Origin of the sequence: Bradyrhizobium genosp. SA-3 (assembly GCF_004212635.1) — a bacterium.
Lineage (GTDB): Bacteria > Pseudomonadota > Alphaproteobacteria > Rhizobiales > Xanthobacteraceae > Bradyrhizobium.
In genome coordinates this window covers 35,521-54,212 of the sequence record NZ_PSRT01000052.1, presented here as the reverse complement: position 1 = coordinate 54,212, position 18,692 = coordinate 35,521, and the positions used below count along the sequence as shown (strand labels likewise).

General features: G+C 65.2%; 15 protein-coding genes, 1 tRNA gene and 1 pseudogene. 7 read left to right on the top strand and 10 right to left on the bottom strand.

Annotation, left to right across the window (positions count from 1 at the left end):
* From CWO91_RS19675 to CWO91_RS19665, 3 genes are all read right to left on the bottom strand, one after another.
* The coding region (locus CWO91_RS19675) for an ArnT family glycosyltransferase (protein WP_130215448.1) at positions 1–960 on the bottom strand (960 nt) is incomplete at its 3' end.
* A 50-nt stretch (positions 961–1,010) separates the two neighbouring features.
* The gene (gene pbpC / locus CWO91_RS19670) at positions 1,011–3,248 is read right to left on the bottom strand and encodes a penicillin-binding protein 1C (RefSeq protein ID WP_165405560.1); all 2,238 of its coding nucleotides are present in this window, start codon (positions 3,246–3,248) and stop codon (positions 1,011–1,013) included.
* A gap of 9 nt (positions 3,249–3,257) precedes the next feature.
* Positions 3,258–8,462: an alpha-2-macroglobulin family protein gene (locus tag CWO91_RS19665; protein WP_130215444.1), complete on the bottom strand. Its 5,205-nt coding sequence runs from the start codon at positions 8,460–8,462 to the stop codon at positions 3,258–3,260.
* Positions 8,463–8,865: 403 nt separating this feature from the next.
* Here CWO91_RS19665 and CWO91_RS19660 point away from each other — a divergent pair.
* Positions 8,866–8,942, top strand: a tRNA-Arg gene (locus CWO91_RS19660).
* Positions 8,943–8,949: 7 nt separating this feature from the next.
* Here CWO91_RS19660 and CWO91_RS19655 read toward each other — a convergent pair.
* Positions 8,950–10,233, bottom strand: a complete 1,284-nt coding sequence (locus CWO91_RS19655) for a hypothetical protein (RefSeq protein ID WP_130215442.1) — start codon at positions 10,231–10,233, stop codon at positions 8,950–8,952.
* A gap of 125 nt (positions 10,234–10,358) precedes the next feature.
* Here CWO91_RS19655 and CWO91_RS19650 point away from each other — a divergent pair, with 125 nt between their 5' ends.
* Positions 10,359–10,586 carry a DUF2171 domain-containing protein gene (locus tag CWO91_RS19650; protein ID WP_130215440.1) on the top strand — a complete coding sequence of 76 codons (228 nt, stop codon included), beginning with the start codon at positions 10,359–10,361 and terminating at the stop codon, positions 10,584–10,586.
* Between the two features lie 400 nt (positions 10,587–10,986).
* On the opposite strand, the gene CWO91_RS43080 is transcribed toward CWO91_RS19650, so the two are convergent.
* Positions 10,987–11,163: a hypothetical protein gene (locus CWO91_RS43080; protein ID WP_165405553.1), complete on the bottom strand. Its 177-nt coding sequence runs from the start codon at positions 11,161–11,163 to the stop codon at positions 10,987–10,989.
* Between the two features lie 450 nt (positions 11,164–11,613).
* Here CWO91_RS43080 and CWO91_RS43075 point away from each other — a divergent pair, with 450 nt between their 5' ends.
* Entirely contained in the window at positions 11,614–11,775 is a 162-nt protein-coding gene (locus CWO91_RS43075) for a hypothetical protein (RefSeq protein WP_164935011.1), read from the top strand.
* A gap of 293 nt (positions 11,776–12,068) precedes the next feature.
* On the opposite strand, the pseudogene CWO91_RS19635 reads toward CWO91_RS43075, so the two are convergent.
* The 3 genes and pseudogenes from CWO91_RS19635 to CWO91_RS19625 all read right to left on the bottom strand — a co-directional run bounded on the left by CWO91_RS19635 (position 12,069) and on the right by CWO91_RS19625 (position 13,531).
* A pseudogene (locus tag CWO91_RS19635) lies at positions 12,069–12,823 on the bottom strand (hypothetical protein).
* Positions 12,824–13,005: 182 nt separating this feature from the next.
* Complete coding sequence (locus tag CWO91_RS19630; protein ID WP_128933965.1) at positions 13,006–13,218, bottom strand: hypothetical protein; 213 nt, start codon at positions 13,216–13,218, stop codon at positions 13,006–13,008.
* A gap of 76 nt (positions 13,219–13,294) precedes the next feature.
* The gene (locus CWO91_RS19625; RefSeq protein WP_130215436.1) at positions 13,295–13,531 is read right to left on the bottom strand and encodes a hypothetical protein; all 237 of its coding nucleotides are present in this window, start codon (positions 13,529–13,531) and stop codon (positions 13,295–13,297) included.
* 264 nt (positions 13,532–13,795) lie between these two features.
* Between CWO91_RS19625 and CWO91_RS19620 the strand changes: the two genes are divergently transcribed.
* Positions 13,796–14,143 (top strand): DUF6481 family protein, encoded by a 348-nt coding sequence (locus tag CWO91_RS19620; protein ID WP_130215434.1) that lies wholly within the window; start codon positions 13,796–13,798, stop codon positions 14,141–14,143.
* Positions 14,144–14,270: 127 nt separating this feature from the next.
* On the opposite strand, the gene CWO91_RS19615 is transcribed toward CWO91_RS19620, so the two are convergent.
* Complete coding sequence (locus CWO91_RS19615; protein ID WP_130215431.1) at positions 14,271–14,513, bottom strand: pentapeptide MXKDX repeat protein; 243 nt, start codon at positions 14,511–14,513, stop codon at positions 14,271–14,273.
* Between the two features lie 304 nt (positions 14,514–14,817).
* Here CWO91_RS19615 and dctP point away from each other — a divergent pair, with 304 nt between their 5' ends.
* Genes dctP through CWO91_RS19600 form a run of 3 tightly spaced genes read left to right on the top strand, consistent with a single transcriptional unit; the run spans position 14,818 to position 17,746 of the window.
* The gene (gene dctP / locus CWO91_RS19610) at positions 14,818–15,840 is read left to right on the top strand and encodes a TRAP transporter substrate-binding protein (protein ID WP_130215429.1); all 1,023 of its coding nucleotides are present in this window, start codon (positions 14,818–14,820) and stop codon (positions 15,838–15,840) included.
* Positions 15,837–16,391, top strand: coding sequence for a TRAP transporter small permease (locus CWO91_RS19605; protein ID WP_130215427.1), 555 nt, complete (start codon positions 15,837–15,839; stop codon positions 16,389–16,391). The genes dctP and CWO91_RS19605 overlap by 4 nt, the downstream gene beginning before the upstream one ends.
* Complete coding sequence (locus CWO91_RS19600; protein WP_130215425.1) at positions 16,388–17,746, top strand: TRAP transporter large permease; 1,359 nt, start codon at positions 16,388–16,390, stop codon at positions 17,744–17,746. The genes CWO91_RS19605 and CWO91_RS19600 overlap by 4 nt, the downstream gene beginning before the upstream one ends.
* Positions 17,747–17,866: 120 nt before the next feature.
* Here CWO91_RS19600 and CWO91_RS19595 read toward each other — a convergent pair whose 3' ends face one another.
* Entirely contained in the window at positions 17,867–18,547 is a 681-nt protein-coding gene (locus CWO91_RS19595; protein ID WP_130215423.1) for a GntR family transcriptional regulator, read from the bottom strand.
* Positions 18,548–18,692 lie beyond the last annotated feature (145 nt).

Here is an 18,692-nt window from a genome sequence, read left to right as displayed (position 1 = left end):
CGGCGCGCCGGGCCAGAAGGTGATCCAGAACAGCGCGAGATAAAGTCCAGGCGGCGCGCCGTGGGATTCCTGAGCGCCTATCTTGCTCAGCATGTCGCCGCCGACGGAATCGGCGAAGAAGGCATCGCCCGCGCGCCAGAAGATCGCGACGAACCAGGGCAGCACCAGCACCAGCATCCACATCAGGCCCCAGACCGGACGCAGCCGCCACAGCCAGGAGGCATCGCGATCCTGGATCGCGAGCGCGACGATGGTCAGGCCCGCGAACATCAGGATCAGCGGACCCTTGATCAGGATACCGACGGCGAGCGCGCTCCAGAAGATCGCCGGCCAGCTCCAGGGCGGATGGGTCTCATCTTCCGCGCGCTGCCAGGACAGATAGGCCCGCGCCATCGCGCCCATCGCGGCGACCACACAGAGCAGCAGCATCGCATCGGTCTTGGCGAGACGCGCCTCGACACCCAGCAGCACCGATGCGCACATCATCAGCGCCGCCAGCACCGCGGCGCGCCGCGTGACGAAACCGAGCGCGGCCCAATAGGTCATGAGCACGGCGCCGATCGCTGCTAACAGCGACGGCAGCCGGTAGACCCAGATGCGCAATTCGGCCTTCGGCAACTTGAGCGCCGCAGCGGTTTCGACCGCGGCCGATTGCAGCCAGTAGATGCCGACCGGCTTCTTGTAGCGGACGTCCTCCTGAAAGCGGATGTCGACAAAGTCGCCACTCTCGACCATCTGCTTGGTGGCCTGGGCAAAGCGCGCTTCGTCGCGGTCGATCGGCGGGATGGTGAAGAAGCCCGGCAGGAATAGCAGCAGCGCACACAGCACCAGGAAGCCGACCGCACGAGCGTGGCTGGCCGTGACGATATCGAGCATGCGCACGAGCCCGCTGCCTGGATTGACGGGCGATTTCGGCTCGCGGGGGGCTCCAAAACGGGGAGTTGGGTAGGTCTCGGCCATTGGTTCCGCTTACGCTGAAACCGCCATCGCCACAACCGCTTAAGCCGGGCTCATTGAATTCGAATGACAACTGTGTCCGCCGCGCCCGTGGCGTCGATCACGGTGAGCCGCGCAAAGCCCGGGCCGGGCGGATCGATCAGCCGCTGGCGGCGGCCGTCGATCTCGCCGAGCGCGGTTCCGTTAACCATGACGGTCATGGGCAGAACGCCGCCGGCGACTTTGACCGGCATGGCTGCGCTCTCCCGACCACCCGATCGATCGACGTCGATCCGCGAGCCGTTGAGCGGAAACTGAATGTGCAGCGCCTGCTCGCCCCCGGTGCGCACCAGTTCCCCGACGGGACGGAACCGCTTCAGCGGCAGCGGCAGCTTGCTGTTGCTGGCCACCAGGGTTCCCCTCGGCGCCTTCGGCAACGGTGTCAGTGTCTTGCCGGTCCGGGCGAAGGCGTCGAACAGGATCGGCGCGGCAGCGACGCGCCCGATCAGCCCGGGAACCGGCGCACCGTCGGGCCGGCCGACCCAGACGCCGATCGTCATGCGGCCGTCGAAGCCCACCGACCAGGCATCGCGATAACCGTAGGAGGTGCCGGTCTTGAAGGCGATCCGGTTATGGGCGGCGTTCTCCGGGGGCGGCGTGCCCAAGAGCACGTTGCCGACCTGCCAGGCCGCAACCTGATCCAGCAGCCGCAACGGCTCGCGGTCATCCCTGTCAGCCATGACCTCGCGCAGCGGCTTGGTGGTGCCGAGCCGGGCGAAACCTGTATAGAGCTGGACGAGGTCCTGGAGCGTGACGCCGACGCCGCCGAGACCCATGGCGAGCCCCGGCGCCTCGTCCTTGGGCAACACGAGATTGCCGCCAGCCTGCCGCAACCGCGAGGCCAACCGGCTGGAGCCGACGCGATCGAGCAGCACGATGGCAGGCACGTTCAGAGACAATTGCAGCGCCTTCCGCACCGGTACCGTGCCCTGAAACGTCATGTCGAAATTTTCCGGCGCGTAGGAGCCGAAGCGGACCGGCCGGTCGTCGATCAGGCTCTCCGGATGGACGAAGCCATCCTCGAAGGCGAGCCCGTAGATGAAAGGCTTCAGCGTCGAGCCCGGCGAGCGAATGGCGCGGGTCATGTCGACCTGCCCTGCCCGGCTCTCGTCGAAATAATCGGCCGAGCCGACGCGGGCGAGCACGTCGCCGCTCTCATTGTCGACCACGATGATGCCGACCGAGATGTTCGGCCCGAGCGCGATGGCGCGATCACGTGCCAGCGGCTCCAGCACCTTCTGCAAGTTCGCATCCAGCGTCAGCTTGATGACCGGCGTGTCCTTCACGATCGAAAGCGCGGTGTCGGAGGCATGCGGCGCCAGGATCGGCATCGGCTTGCGCAGCTTCGGAATGGGAACGGCCTTGGCCTGCTTCGCGTCCTCCGCGCTGACCTGATGCTCCGAGACCATGCGGTCGAGCACGCGGTCGCGCGCGATGCGGGCTGCCTCGGGATGGCGATCAAGCCGGCGCGTCTCCGGCGATTGCGGCAGAGCCACCAGCAGCGCGGCCTCAGCCAGCGACAGCCGCTTCGGCTCCTTGCCCAGATAGGCAATCGAAGCGGCCCGGATGCCTTCGAGATTGCCGCCGTAAGGCGCGAGCGCGAGATAGAGATCGAGGATCTGCTCCTTGCTCAAGCTTCGCTCGATCTCGATGGCCCGCACCATCTGCCGCAGCTTGGCATAGAGCGAACGCTGTCGCCGCGGCTCCATCAGCCGCGCAAGCTGCATGCTGATGGTCGAGCCACCCGACACGATGTGGCCGCGCGTTGCAAGCTGCAATGCGGCCCGGCCCAGCGCCAGCGGGTCGATGCCATCATGGGCGTAGAAGCGCTGGTCCTCATAGGCGAGCAGCAGTTTTAGATAGGTCGGATCGACGTTCGTCCTGGCATCGACCGGCAGCCGCCACCGCCCGTCCGCCATGGCATAGGCGCGCAGCAGCTTGCCATTGCGATCGACAATGGTGGTGGAGACCTGCCGCGCCTCGTCGAGCGGCAAAGGACCGAGGGAGTAGACCCAGCCGACGAACCCGACGACGGTGAGGATGAACATCAGCGCGAGGGCGGAGAGGACGCGAAAGCCCCTGCCCCCTGCTCCGTCATGGCCGGGCTTGTCCCGCCTGCGCGGCCGAAGCCGCTTCGGCGAGGCGGAGGCCCGGCCATCCACGTTCTTGCTCGCGGGGCCAACGTCCGTGGATGCCCGGGACAAGCCCGGGCATGACGACGGAGATTGTGGCCCGTTCGGAGCGTCAATCATTCCAAACACTCACTTCGCCGCCCGCACCTCGACGGTTCCCGTCCCGGTGCGGCCGTAGCGCGAGGGATTATACATGTCCTCGACATAGGCCTGCGGCAGCACGTATTTGCCGGGCGAGACCGCACGCACGACATAGGCGACGGTGAAGACCGATTTGGAATCCGAGGCCCGGTCGACCGCCGCGGTGAACCGGTCGTCACGGAATTCGGTGTCTTCAGGCTCCTCGCCGTCCTCGATCCAGTCCAGCGTGCCGCTGTCGCCGGACGAGACCAGCTTCGGATTGTCGATCTCGAGGCCCGCCGGCAGATAGTCCGACACCATGATGTGGCCGTATTCGGGCTTCGCCTCGGTGATCTTCAGCACCACCGCAAACCGCTGGTTCTGCTTGACCTTGCTGATGTCGGCGGGCTTGCCGTCGAGCGTGAAGTAATTGCGCTCGATCTTGAAGCCGTTCGACGCCGCCGGCTCCGGCGTGACCGGCGAGCCCGACACCGAGACCACCGCCTGCACCGGCGCATCGCCGGTGTTGGTGATCGTCAGCGGCTTGCCCTCCAGCGTCGCGGCCTTGTAGCTGCGATAGAGCGCGGTCTTGACCGGCTGGCCGTCCACCTCCATGGACAAGTTCTCCTTGGCCAGCGCCCGGGCCGCCAGCACCAGCCACGCATTCTCCTGCGTGGAGGTGTAGGGCGTCAGCCCGCGCGCGGTCTCGACCCGCGATACCGCCTGCGTCAGCGTTGCCTTCGGCGCGTTGCCTTCACTCGCGAGCGACACCAGCGCCGCGGCATCACGGAGCTGCGAGCCATAGTCGGTGCGGCCGAACTCCAGCACCGGTTTTGGTGCGAGACTGTCGAGGGCCGCGCTATAGACGCGTTCCGCACGGTTGCGGTCGCCGACCAGTGCCAGCGCCGCCGCAAGCTGCGACTTCGCAATCGGCGTTGCGAGGTTGCTCAGCTTGGTATCGGCGAGATAGCGGAGATCGCCGATGGGAGCCGCGCCATTGCGTGCGAGCACGTAGAGGCCGTAGGCGAGCTCGCGGCCGCCGTCCTTCTCCGGCTCGTTGGCATTGACGACGGAGTTGCGGATGCGGTCGAGCGCGTTCTTGAACAGCACGTCCGGCACCGCAAAGCCCTTTTCGCGGGCGCGGGTCAGGAAGTCCGTCACATAGGCGTCGAGCCAGACATCATCGCCGCCCGCCGACCACAGGCCGAACGAGCCGTTGGAGCCCTGCCGCGCCAAGAGCCGCTCGATCGCGTCGCGGATGCGCTGGTCAACCTCGGTGTCCATGGCGAGATGTGCGCCAGCGGCGAGATCGTTGACGTAGAGCAGCGGCATCGCGCGGCTCGTGATCTGCTCCGAGCAGCCATAGGGATAGCGGTCGAGCGCTTTCAGGATCGTCGCAGCATCGAGCGCGGTCGACAGGCTCGCCGAAACCGAGATGCTGCCGGTGCCCGGCACGAGGTCGGAGAACATGTCCGAGGTCAGCGTCAGGCTCTCACCCTTCGCAAGCGTCCGGATCGAACGCCGTGCCAGGACCTGCGTCGCCGCCTTGACGTCGAGCGCATAGTGGCGCGCGAGCGTAAGGCCGTTCGGTCCCTTGATGTCGACGTCAAGCGTCGCCTGCCCCGCCGCGGTCGCGTCGATGGCGAGCGAGAACGCGTTGCGCTGCTTGGCGGCGAGCTTGACCGTGGTGGCGGGATTACCCGTCATCTTCAGGGGGCCGCCGGTCTTCACGTTGATGACGTAGTCGCCGGCCTGGCCCTCGACATTGTCGATCTCGAGATTGACCGTGCCGCGGTCGCCGTTGAGCAGGAAGCGCGGCAGGGTCGTCGTCAGCACCACGGGATCGCGGATCACGACATCCGTATTGGCGCGGCCGAGCTTGGTCGCGGTCCACGCCACCGCCATCACGCGCGCGGTGCCGGCGAACTCCGGAATGTCGAAGCTCACTTCGGCGGTGCCGTCAGCTGCGACCGTGACGATGCCCGAGTAGAGCGCGAGCGGCTTCTGCGTAGGCGGCGAGCCCTGGAGTTCGCCCGCACCGGCATCGCCGCCGGACTTGATCTGGCCGCGCGTGCCCGACATGCCGTCGATCAGCTGGCCGTAGAGATCGCGGATCTCGGCGCTGAGGCGGCGCTGGCCGAGATAGTAATCATCCGGCGCCGGCGGCTTGTAATTGGTGAGGTTGAGGATGCCGACATCGACCGCGGCGATGACGATCTTGGCGTCCTCGCCCGGATTGAGTCCGTCGAGCTTGACCGGGATCTTCAGGGTCGAGTTCGGCCGGATCAGCGCCGGCGGCGTCAGCTGCACCTGGAGCGTGCGGGTCTGCTTGTCGATGCCGAACCATTTCAGGCCGATCGCCCGGCCCGGCATGCGCTGGGCGGCCGCATCGAGCGGACGGCGCAGCGTCGCCACCACATAGGCGCCGGTGCCCCAGTCCTTGCCGATTGGAAGCTTCACCTGCGCGGTGCCTTCCTTGACGTCGATGGTCTGCGTCGTCAGCAGGCGGTCGCCGAGCACGTTGATGGTCAGCTTGCCGGCGCTGCGCACGTTGACGGACACCGTCATGGTGTCGCCGGAGGCGTAATGTGGCTTGTCGATCGAGGTCTCCAACAGGTCCGGCGTGTCGGCGCTACCGTCGGAATACCAGCCGACGTCGAACTGCACGGAGGTCACCGGGCCGTCGGCGTCGTTCGATTTCACATCCAGCCGATAGCGGCCGGGCTGGGGGTTCAGCGAAATCCGCGACGGCTTGTCGGCGGCGATCACGACATCGCCGTCGGCAACGCGCGACGTCGACTTGACCGGCTCGTACTCCCAGTAATTGTTCTGGCGATACCATTGATAGCGCGACTCCATCTTCAGGAGCTCGTAGCGCAGGCCGTCGCGCGGCAGCGTCTTGCCCTCGGGCGAGACGAACACGACGTCGAACTCGGCCTTGTCGCCCTCGGCGACGTTCTTGTCGCCGAACAGCGGCTTGACGCCGATCATGGCGGTCGCTGGCGCGATCGGCAGCACGAGCTTGCGTTCGACGGCACGGCCGCCGGTCTCGACCATGCGGACGAAGATCTGTGCCTCTTGCGGCCGCGTCGAGGCCGGCTGCTTGTCCAGCGTCACCGGGAAGGTCGCAACGCCGTTGGCGTCAGCTTCGGGCAGGTTCTCCAGCGGCGTGCGCTCGTTCGAGGTGGTCTCCTCGTCGTCGACGCCGAACTGGTGACCGGCAAAGCCCGGGCGCTGGCTCGCCGGCGCCACCAGCATGTCGCCTTCGAGCTGGAGGCCCGAGGCCGGCGCACCATAGAGGAAATGACCGTCCGCCTTCAGCTCCACTGGAGCATTAGCTTTGATCAGCTTGTCCTTGGCAGACAAGTCGAATTCGATCCGATCGGGGACGTAGTCCTCGACCATGAAGGTGGTCTCGCCGACCGATGTGCCCTTCGGGTCGGTGAAGGCGCGCACCCGCCAGGTCCCGGTCGGGACGGCCGAGTTGAGCGGCACGGCGAGCGTGCGGCCGCCGGCGCCCTGGTCGGACAGCACGGCGCGGCGGAATTCGACGCCGTCGGGCCGCTCGATCACCAGCGTCAGCGGCCCGCCGGTGACGGCATTGCCCTGCCCGTCGCGCAGCAGCGCCGTCAGATAGACAGTCTCGCTGGAGCGATAGACGCCGCGCTCGGCATAGACGAAGGCATCTGCGCCGGCCGGGACTGCGCGCCCCGAGACGCCGCGGTCGGACAGGTCGAAGGCGCTCGTCTTCAGGCTGAGGAAGGCATAATCGGCCTTCTCGCCGGTGACGGTGAGCAGCGCCGGCGACAGCCCGCCCTCGCCGCGCGCGAGCCCCGCCTCGAACAGCACATGGCCGCTGTCGTCGGTCTTGCGGGTGGCCAAGATCTCGTTGTTGCGGGCAACCAGGCGCACCTCGGCCTTGCCGACCGGATCGGTTGAGGCCAGCGAGTTGACGAAGACGTGGATGCCGTCATTGCCGGAATAGGCCGACACGCCGAGATCGGAGACGATGAACCATTGCGTGGCGAGCTGGTACTCGTCGTCGGAGCCCGGCCCCTTGGCCGCAGCGGTCATGACGTACACACCGGGCTGGAGCTCGCCGAGCGCCTGGTCGACCGGGAAAGCCGTGGTGACGTCCTGGTTCAGTGTCATCGCGGTCGCAAGCTCGCCGGACCAGACCTTGACGCCGCGCTCGTCGCCCAGATCGGAGAGCTGATATTTCGACAGCGTCTTCTGGAAGTCGCTGTCAACGACCGTGTTGATCAGATTGCGGTCGCCGATCCGGAACACGTTGATGCTGACCGCGGGCGTGTTGACGCTGACCACGGGAATGCCGCGCTGGCCGGTCCTGGGCAGCACATAGGCGCGGCTGGTGAAGCGCACGAAGGGTTTTCGGTCGCGCACATAGACGTTGAACTCGGCCGATTTCGGCAGGCCCTCCTTCACGGCCGATGGCAGGCCGGCGCGCAGATTGATGTTGTAGCGCTCGCCGTGCTTCAGCCCGTCGACGCAGAGCTGCTTGCCCTCGGCCGACAGCGCCGGCTTGTCGGTGCCAGCCAGCGCCAGGAACGGCGCGAAGTCGGTGCGCTTGGCCAATTCCTCCGAGAACTGGAAGCAAGCGCGCGGGCTCGCCGAATCCGAGTCCACCGTATAGTCGAGCAGCCGGAAACCATGCTCGTCGCGCAGCTTCTCATACTGGCCGCGGACTTCGGCGACCTCGCGCATGTCAAGCGACAGCCGCATCGCATCCAGCGCCGGCCGCCACAGCTTGCGTTCGGCCATTGACTTGCCGAGCACGGCGAGCGCGTCGGCCTCCTCGCCCGGATTGCCAGCGCGCTGGTAAGCGATATAGGCGGCAGTCGAGGCGCGCTCCCAGAGGAACGTCTGCTCGCTCGACGTCTTCGGCGAGATCTGGAAGATGACCTTGGCGAGCCGCAGCCAGTTGCCGGCATCCTCCGGCGTGGTCGCCGCGATCTGCCCGAGCACCGAGAGGCCGGTGCGATAGTCGTTGCGCCGGAACGCGGCGTCGGCGTCGGTACGCAGCGTCGCACTGGTCTTGGCGACCGGCCCCGCCTCGCTCTTGATCTGGGCCTCCAGCTTGATTGCGGAATCGGCGAGATCATCGCGCTTGAACGCCTTGTCGGCGGCCAGTGCTGCGCTAAGGCCGAGCGCCAGCGTGGCGCAGAGTGTGACGGCGCGGATCAAACCGATCATGATGGACTCCCGGAAATCGCGGACGAACGCCGCGGCGGCAAATGAAGTGCGCGGAAAGGTGACGGACTCAAGGCGATGGAACCAAAGGTGCAAATCGTCGCATTCGCCATGACAAGGCAGGCCCAGAGGAGACCGATCAAGGTACCGCCGCGCACGCCGTCCTGATGGCGCAGCAATACCAGGCCGGTCGACCGGTGGCCGTGTCCCGGAAGCTAGCCAGCGCTCCCGGCGATGTGATCCATCGTCCAGTACACTGCCGCTCAACCCGGCACCCTGACACCCCACCGTTCCGCTTTGTCGCGGCTCTGAGGAAAACGGTTCGGTTCAGACTTGGCGAAACGCCAGATTTTTCATATTGGGCATGGTAGATGAACAGCCAGCCCCGACCGGGGCGGCTGAAAACGGTCCCGTAGCTCAACTGGATAGAGTAGCGGATTTCTACTCCGCGGGTTGCAGGTTCGAGTCCTGCCGGGATCGCCAGTCGCGTTCATCTTCCAACATCAGCCTGATGCGTCACCCACCACTGGGCGATGGCCGCAGCCAGATTGGTCCACAGCTCCGTCGGAAGGTCGGGAATCGCCACGCGGACGCTGTACTGGTCCGTGGTCGCATCGTGAAACCACTCGGTCGCGGCGAAGTCGAAACCGAAGCTGCCGGCGTGACGGATGGGAAAGCCCTCTCCGTGCAGTTCGTTGCTCATGTCTTCGGCGGCCTGTCGCGCGCGCGCCTCGTCGAGCGGGCGCCTGCCCCGAAGCGTCACGTAGAGGCCGTGGGTGAAATGGAGCTCGGCCGAGAGCGCCGGGAGCTTTGCGGCAAAATATCGGGCCGTGCTTCGTCCGTTGCGCAAGATCGCCGCAACGCGCCTTTTCGTCAGAGCCCAATAGGTCGCACTGCCGGCAAAGGGCGGGAAATGTGCCGGCAGCGCCGCGCCGCCGAGCAGCCGCACCGCGTTACGCGTTTCGGCGGCGAGCCCTTTGCAGTCGAGTCGCCCCGCCCGCTGCTCGTTCTCATCGCCATGCACGAAAACCGCAGAGCCGAGCCGGCCATATTCCGCTCCGAGCGAATCGAGTTTGTTGTGGCTTCGCACCAGCACCAGCGGAATTCCGTATCGCCGGGCCCACCGCAGGACACGCCTGATGCGACCCGATCTGCCGGCGAAACAGGTCGTGTCGAAAACCAGGAGATCGAGCCCCGAGCCATCACTACGCAGCGCGGCCTCGAAAGCGCCGGCAAAGGAGCAGGAATCCAGCAGAAGCATGCGCGGAGAATTCGCCTTGGCAAACCCATCGCCTAGCGGAAGGTTCAAGCTCACGAGTTGCAGATGAGGGACAAAGCTCCGGATCAGCTCCAGCGTCTCGCCGTAGGAGCCCGGAAGCACCAGGATGTCAGCACTGTCGACAGTGTGCGCCGAGGCAAGGAGCACGGCGGAGAGCGCGGCCATGCCTGAAGCGGTGTAGATCGCCGTGCTCGTGCAGCCGCACTCGAGCTCATAGAACGAAGGACCGCGTACCCTGAGATCGGCGCGCTGGTAGTCGTAACTGAACTCGAACGGCCCGCTGGCAGGCTCGGCCGTATGCGACCAGGCCGTCTCCGTCGCCTTCCACTCATGCAGCTCATGCTCCGCCCTCAGCGCCGCAGTGATCTGGAATTTGGACCTGACGACCTCGTCGACGGATCGCGGACGTGCCAAATCGAGCCGGTTCCTCAGACAATCATTCAACAGCCTGAGTTCCTGATGCTTTCGTTCCAGATAGGCTGCAAGCGTCTCCATGCGGATCTTGGACAGGTGCCATCTGCAACGTCAACGTCCGGGCCCTGCGTTGGGTCCAGCATCTGCCCGCGCGGTCTGCAACGAAGGCCGCTGTTCGCAGTTAAAGACCCTGCAAGGAGGTCATCATGGCTGATATCAGAGAGCACATGAAAATCATCGGCAAGGACGGCGCCCATGTCGGCACCGTCGACCGCGTCGAGGGTAACCGCATCAAGCTGACCCGGAAGGACAGCCCCGAGGGTCACAAGGACCATCATCACTATATCGACATGAAATATGTCGGCGCGGTCGAGGGCGACCTCGTCAAACTGTCGGTGAATGCCGACGCCGTGCCGAAGACGGAAGCGGCATAAGACAATAAGCCCCTTCGGGGGCTTTTTCTTAGTTCATGGAGCCGCTTCGAGCCTCGCCGATTCATTCCGATCTGGTCGCACTTCAAGAAGTCGTGCGCAGACCTGTCCGGCGGCCCGGAGAGTCCTACCTATCCGGCATGCAAAAGAGCTGTCGAAGGATATTGTGATGCCGCCATCCGATTGGACAAGAATGGCCATCACATCCGGGGTTGCCGCCACCGCCATGGCGTTTTTGGCGATTGACGCTGCCGTGGATGTGAGCCCGGGCGGCATCGCAAAGCGCCTTGAAGTGGTGCAAGCCTCTCTTACGAACGCCGCGGTCGGTCACCATCAACTGGCCTTCGCCGTTCGGGCCTGGGCGCGTGGAAGCGACCAGACACGCCGTCCGGCCGCGTATCAATCATGCATCGAGCGTCACGAGCACAGGCCGCAGCCGGTAGGCATCGATCGCGGCGTTTGACAGCAGCAGTCTGCGCCGCTCCCGGCGCAGCATCCTGCGGTCGATCCTGTTCAGGATGAAGCGGCCCGAATCCTGTGAAAATTTCTGCGCGTGGTGGAACGAGACCACCACCGGCACGTTGGATGTGGCGAAATAAGGTGGTGCCGACCTACCAGCCCCGGTCGGCTTTGAAGGACCCCGTGCTTGTCCCCCGAGCACGGGGTTTTTCTTGTCGCGAAAGACGCTGCCGGCCGCAATGCGGCTAGTCCGTCCGCTCCTCACGCCGATCGCGGGCGAGCTGGTGCCAGGCCAGGGCCAGCTGGATCAGGCGTTGCCGATCAGCGCCTTCGGACGCTGCGGCCCGCCTCATCGCGGCCTCGGCCTCGTGCTGTGGATCGTACTTGCTGCACATGAGGCTGACCCTATAACCGGCCGATCTGGACAAGCGCATGGCAATTTCGCCCGTATGATTGCGGGGTACTTTCCTCGGCATCCAAGGCTCGTTTGACGGTCTGTGAACTGCGTCACAGCCTGCACCCGGTATCTCCGCTAAACAGCGCTCCAACGCTCCACGGTGGTGTTCAGGTCATGACACACAAAGCAGCAGCCGAAGTGGTCGTCCCGACGCAACGACAAAGGTCCGACCTGCTCGGCATCGCCTATCTCGGGACGATCACCATCGTGATGCTGGCCTGGATCGGCGGCCTGGTCTGGGCCGCGATGGCGTTCTTCAACTGGCTGGTGTCCTGACGCGCAAGGCGACGAGCCTGCCGCGAGCGACCGACAGGGGTCGTGCGCTAGAACAAATGGGGCAGCATCCGCGAGAGTTTGATCCCGCCGCAAACGATAATGGCCCACAACGCCACGCTGATCTGGATGGCATCCAGCATGTCCCACATCCCCGCGAATCATCCCGACATTTTTCTTTTGAGACTTGCGCGAGGCGGCAACGAGCGCCAGCGCTAATTTGAAGCCATCGCCGGCGCGCAAAAAAGAGGCGGGCCTCGGCCCGCCTCTGCTGCTTCAGATCCAGTTTGGAAAGCTCAATAGCACGCGCGGGGATCGGCCTGCACGTACTGGCCGTTCGGATAGCGGTAATAGCAAGTGTCCTGCGCCCAGTAATAGCCGGGCTGAGATGCCGCCGTAGCACCGGCAATTGCGCCGGTCGCCCCGCCGAGAACCGCGCCTGCGGCAGCACCCGTTGCGTTGCCCGAGAGCAGACCACCCAGCACGCCGCCGACGATGGCGCCGCCCAGTGCGCTCGCGCCGGGATCGGCCGGCGGCGGAGGCGGGGGTGGCGGCGCATACGCGACCGGAGGTGGGGCATAGCCACCGGCACATCGTCGATGTAGTCCTCCGAAATGTAGGCCGGCGGGCCCGCCATCCGCTGCGGATAATAATACCAGACGCCGCCAACGTCCCACCACCAGCCGGAGCGACCGTTGCGGACATCGTGACGCCAGCGCCCGCCCTCCCAGGCGAGATTGCCGCGATAGGCGTGTCCGCCCCAGTCGCGCGCCGGAGCGGGATCGCGCGCATAACGTGCCGATGGCGAACCGCCGGCGGTGCGCGGGCCGGGACCGGCATGGGGCTGCGGTGCGGGCCGGGTCGCCTGCTGCGGCGAAGGACCCTTGCGCATGTTCTGATTGGTCTGGGGCGGCGCGCCTGCGGCCGGCCGTGCCGGCAGTTGGCCTGCCTCCTTCGGCGGTCTGGCCTCCTGCGCCTGCGCCGACAGCGCGAGCAACGACATGGCCGAAACCAAGGGAATGATGATCTTCATGCGGCTGGACGCACTCATGCGTGCTTGACCCCCTACTCTCGATTGCCGTGGTCCCTGGCGCGATAGACGATTCGCCTCACGCTGGGCTGATGCCGGCCGACATAACTGACCTGCTTGATCGGCCAAGTCCCGTTACAAATGATTAAGATCAGAGCAATTTTTCGGCCCCAAAAGGCTGCAGAGGGTCGCGCCGGACGCTCCTAGCGCGCCGGCTCGATCACATTGCAATTGGTCCGCCCCGACATCAGACAGTCCTGCATCTTGCTGGCCGAAGTGAGATCGCGGGCAAGCCACCAGCCGACGCCGAGGATCAGAAGCGCGATGATCAAGCCGGCAATCGCGCCGCGGCGGCTGTCAGGGGGTGGAGGTCTTCTAGGGGATTTGGGCTTCTGGCCCGGTTCAGGCTTGGGCATGGCTACCTGATTGCGCAACCGGACTGGCTTTATCACCTCTGCGGCAGCCCGTCACATCCTGGTCAGCCTCGCGCGCTCAGCCCCGGGTCTGCCGGATCGCATCCTTGCGCGAGGTCTCGACGGCCGGAATTGCCTCCTGGACCCGCGGTGCACAGGTTGTGAGCACGAACGCTGTTTGGGTGCATTCCCAATCCGCACCGAGAACGGCGCTCTCGATCGGCTGCGGACGGGCTAGCAGCAACGCGGCGCCGGCCAGCGCCGCCACCACGAAGGCGGCTGCGACCGCCTTCAGGCTCAGTCGGAAGATCGTCATGCCCGTGCTCCGTCTCGTTGGGGGCGGACGCTAGGCGCCGCTCCGCATGCTCCCCTATGAGGGACATCACAATTCGGCAGTTTTTCCGGGCTACGAGATCGTCGGGGCTGGCGATTTTTCGTTGACCTGGTCGGCTGCGATTATGGGTGGCTTCGCGACGCGCGCCGATGTACACGCTTCTGCGTCGCGTGGCGCCTGCTATGCCCAGCCGACGTACCAACAGGCACCGATGTAGGATTGAAAGCGAGGAAGACAAGGCTCGTAATGAGTGGATTCAGGGAACCCGGCTTCGCAGACCGGCAAAAGGCGGCACAGGACGCCCGCAAAAATCTTTTGAACAAGTTCAAGTCGCAGCCGGGTCCCGATGATCCGGCCGTTGCGGCACGCCGCGCCGAGCGCGAGGCCCTCGCGGCCAAGCGCGCCGAGGCCAAGGCTGCGCGCGAAGCCGAAAAGACCGAGCAGAAGCGGATCGAGGAAGAAGCCAAGGCTGCCGAGGCCGCGCGGATTGCACGCGAGGCCCAGGAAGCCGCCGAAAGGCAGGCAACTCTGGAAGCCGAGCAGAAGGCCAAGCGCGACGCCCGTTACGCGGCCCGCAAGGCCAAGCGCAAGTAACGCTCAAAAGTAACGTTCAATTGAAATTGAACTGAAGCGCCACTCCGGGGCGGTCCGTGGGGCCGCACCCGGAATTCGAGATCGCGCGGGCTCGCCTCAGGCGAGCGTTGCGCGACGAGGACGGGGATCAATTCTTCTTCATCATCCCGTCGTCTTTCTTCATTCCGTCTTTCGACATGTGATCCTTCTTCATGCCGCTGTCCTTGGACATGGTATCCTTCTTCATGCCGTCTTTGGACATCGTGTCCTTCTTCATCATGCCGTCGTCCTTGCCCATCTTGTCCTGAGCAAAGGCGGCCGGCGACAGCGCGAGGCCAAGCGACAGAGCGGCAGCCGAAACGCCGAGCACGATGCGGGTGCGAATGGTCATGAGCAGTCTTCCCTTCGAGATGGTGTTGGTCAGCGACGGATGCCGCTATCCTGTCTCGACGGATTGCCACGCGGCGTTGTTACGCGCTCGCCGATAAATTTCGCCGCGACCATCCTTTGTTTGGCGTCGTCCCGCGCGGATCGGAAGTGTGCAGCGCAGCACGACCGGCACTTGCCGCGGCATTCGGTCTCGAACTATCAGATGAGAGAACACGGGGTGAAAGACCGGCTAGGATGGGCCTAAAGCGCGGTCTCAAAGACCCGACCCAAATCACCCAAACAAGAACGTCCAAGGGGATCACACCATGCTTACGCGCCGTCATCTGATCGCGACCGCCGTCGCCGCACCCGCCATTCTTCGTTTCGGCACCGGTACGGCGCAGGCCGCCACCACGCTGAAGATCTCGCACCAGTTCCCGGGTGGCACCATCGACAAGGGCGATTTCCGCGACCGGCTCTGCCGCATGTTCGCCGCCGAAGTCGCCAAGCGCAGCAATGGCGACATCGCCGCTGAAATCTATCCGAACTCCTCGCTGATCAAGACCAACGCGCAGTTCTCCGCGATGCGCAAGGGCGCGCTCGACATCAGCCTCTATCCGATGCCCTATGCCGGCGGCGAGCTGCCGGAAACCAATATCGGCCTGATGCCGGGCCTCGTGACCACCTATGACCAGGGCCTGCGCTGGAAGAAGGAGCCGGTCGGCAAGGCGCTGACCGACTTCCTCGCCGACAAGGGCATCATCCTGCTCACCTGGGTCTGGCAGGCCGGCGGCGTCGCCAGCCGCTCCAAGCCGATCGTCGCGCCGGAAGACGCCAAGGGCATGAAGGTGCGCGGCGGCTCGCGCGAGATGGACATGGTGCTCCAGACCGCCGGCGCTTCGGTGCTGTCGGTGCCTTCGAACGAAATCTACGCGGCGATGCAGACCGGCGCCTGCGATGCAGGCATCACCTCCTCGACCAGCCTGATCTCGTTCCGTCTCGAAGAGGTGGCGAAGTCCCTGACTTCTGGCGCAGGCACCTCCTACTGGTTCATGCTCGAGCCGCTGATGATGTCGAAGTCGATCTTCGACAAGCTGCCGAAGAACCATCAGGACATCCTGCTCGCGGTCGGCACCGAGCTCGAGGCCTTCGGCCGCAAGGGCGCGCAGGACGACGACATCGAGGTCGCCAAGGTCTATGAGAAGGCCGGCGCCAAGGTCTCGGTGCTCGACGCCGCGACTGTCGGCAAATGGCGCGACATCGCCCGTGACACCGCCTGGAAGGACTACAGCGCCAAGACCGCGACCGCTGCGAACCTGCTCAAGCTCGCCACCGACGTCGCGGCATGAGCCACGGTCCGCTTCCGGATCGTGAGGACCTGCCGAACGCTGCCGCAAGGACAGGCCTTGCGGCGGCGATCGATCGCGGTCTCGCCGTCCTCAACAGCATCATCGTCGTGTTCGCCGCGATCGCGTTGGTCGCGGCCTGTATGATCCTGAGCTACAGCGTGCTCAGTCGCGCTCTGTTCAAGGCCGCCAATTACTGGCAGGACGAGGCCGCCGTGTTCCTGCTGGTCGGCGCGACCTTCATGACGGCGGGCTATGTGCAGCAGAGCCGCGGCCACATCGGCATCGAGGCCTTCGTCGGCCTGCTCTCGCCGCTCGCGAACAAGGTCCGCCTTTGGCTGGTCGACGCCGCAACGTTCCTGTTCTGCGCCTTCTTCACCTGGAAGTCCTGGACGCTGGCCCATGAAGCCTATGTCGACGGTCAGGTCTCGAACTCGATGTGGTCGCCGCCACTCGCCATCCCCTATTCGCTGATGGCGCTCGGCATGAGCCTGCTCTGCGTCCAGATCATCGTGCAGCTTGCGCTGCCTTTCGCAGGAGCCAAGCGGCCATGAGCGTTTTCGGTATCGGTCTCGCCTACGGCATCGCGACGCTGCTCGTGATGTTTTCGGGCATGCCGATTGCGTTCGCGCTCGGCGCGGTCGCAGTCGTGTTCATGGGCATCTACATGCCCTCAGCCTCGCTCGATACGGTGACGCAGAACGTCTACGAGGAAATGGCCTCGATCACGCTCTTGTCGATCCCGCTCTTCATTCTCAAGGGTGCCGCGATCGGCAAGTCGCGCGCCGGCCAGGATCTCTATTCGGCGCTGCATGCCTGGCTGCATCGCGTGCCCGGCGGGCTCGGCGTCGCCAACGTGTTCGCCTGCGCGCTGTTTGCGGCGATGGCGGGCTCTTCGCCCGCGACCTGCTCGGCGATTGGCTCGGCCGGCATCCCAGAGATGCGCAAGCGCGGCTATTCCGGCGGCTTTGCTGCCGGCATCATCGCTGCCGGCGGCACGCTTGGCATCCTGCTGCCGCCCTCGATCACCATGATCCTGTTCGCGGTCGCCGCCGAAAAGTCACTGGGGCGGCTATTCCTCGCCGGCATTGGGCCTGGCCTCTTGCTGGTTACCCTGTTCGGCGCCTATGCCGTGATCCGCTTCCGCCGGGAATACAAGGCGGCCGAAGCGATCTACAAGAACGGCGGACCGCAGGCCGCGATCCTCACGCGCGACGAGTATACGCTCGCCGAACGCTTCAGCGTGCTGCCGCGCGTCATTCCCTTCGTGCTGCTGCTCACCGGCGTCATGATCGCGCTCTATGGCGGCTACGCCACGCCGTCGGAAACCGCCGGCCTCGGCGGCCTCCTGGCGCTGGCGCTGATCGCGGCGATCTACAGCGTATGGCGGCCGAGCGATCTCGCTCCGATCATGCGGTCGACGATCCGGGAATCGACCATGCTGATGATGATCATCGGCATGTCGCTGCTCTATTCCTACGTGATGAGCTATCTGCACATCTCGCAATCGGTCGCCGAATCCATCGTCGCGATGCACCTGCCGCGCTGGGAGCTGCTGTTCGCGATCCTCGTCATGGTCGTGGTGCTCGGCTTCTTCCTGCCGCCGGTCTCGATCATCCTGATGACGGCGCCGATCATCCTGCCGCCGCTCCGCGCCGCCAATTTCGACATCATCTGGTTCGGCGTGGTCATGACCATCGTGATGGAGATGGGGCTGATCCATCCACCGGTCGGATTGAACATCTTCGTCATCCGCAACGTCGCGCCCGACGTTTCCCTGAGCGAGGTGATCTGGGGCACGCTGCCCTTCGTGCTCCTGATGATGGCCGCGGTGCTGCTGCTCTGCTTCGTGCCGGAGATATCGACCTGGCTGCCTGATCTGGTGATGGGGCCGGACGGGAGCCGGTAGAAGCACTTGTAGGGTGGGTTAGCCTTGCGGATGCGCGAAGCACGGTCCGCGAGGCGTAACCCACCTCGTCTGTTTCCGCGGTGACAAACAGTGGTCGGTTACGCCTTCGGCTAACCCACCCTACTCGCTCTTCCGCCGTGACCGCGGCGCGGTCGCCACCACCTGCAACAGATCCTTGCGCACCGCTTCGATGTGCCGCTCCAGGAAACGGCAAGCCTCCTCGACCTTCTGCGCACGGCACAGCGCGATCAACTCGGCGTGCTCCTTTTCCGCGATCCCCATCGCCTTGGTGTTGGAGAGCTGCAAGCGGGTGTAGCGGTCGCTGGTCTGGAGCAGTGACAGCACGATCGCGCGCGTGCGCGGCTGCGGGGCGTGAACGTAGAGCGCCATGTGGAAGTCGGCGTTGAGCTGGCCCCATTCACTGACGTTCCTCGCCTTGATCGCCTTCTCAAATCTCCTGTGGATGTCGGCGAGCCCGTCGAAATCATCGGCGGTGAAACGCGGCGCGGACTGCGCCAGGAGGCGCGGCTCCAGGATGCGGCGCAGATCGAACACGTCGTTGATCTCATCCAGCGACAGCTCGGAGACGATGGCGCCCTTTTGCGGCACGATGCGCACCAGCCCCTCGGCTTCGAGCTGGAATAGCGCCTCGCGAACGGGGATACGGCTGACGCCATAGGCATCTCCAAGCGCATCCTGCCGCAGCTGCGATCCCGCCGGATATGTGCCGTCGAGGATCGCCTGCCTGAGCTGGTCGACGATCGCAGCCGACAGCGTGCGATGCTTCAGAGGCTGTTTCATCTGACCTTCTGTCTTCCTTCGCGACTCATCCGGCCGAAGCGGTCCCTCTCTTGCATGTTGAAGGGCCCAGCAAAAGCCGGTGCCCAGCAAGAGCGCGGACTGCCGCCGAAATGACCGCAATCTCCGCTAAATGTATAAATTATAC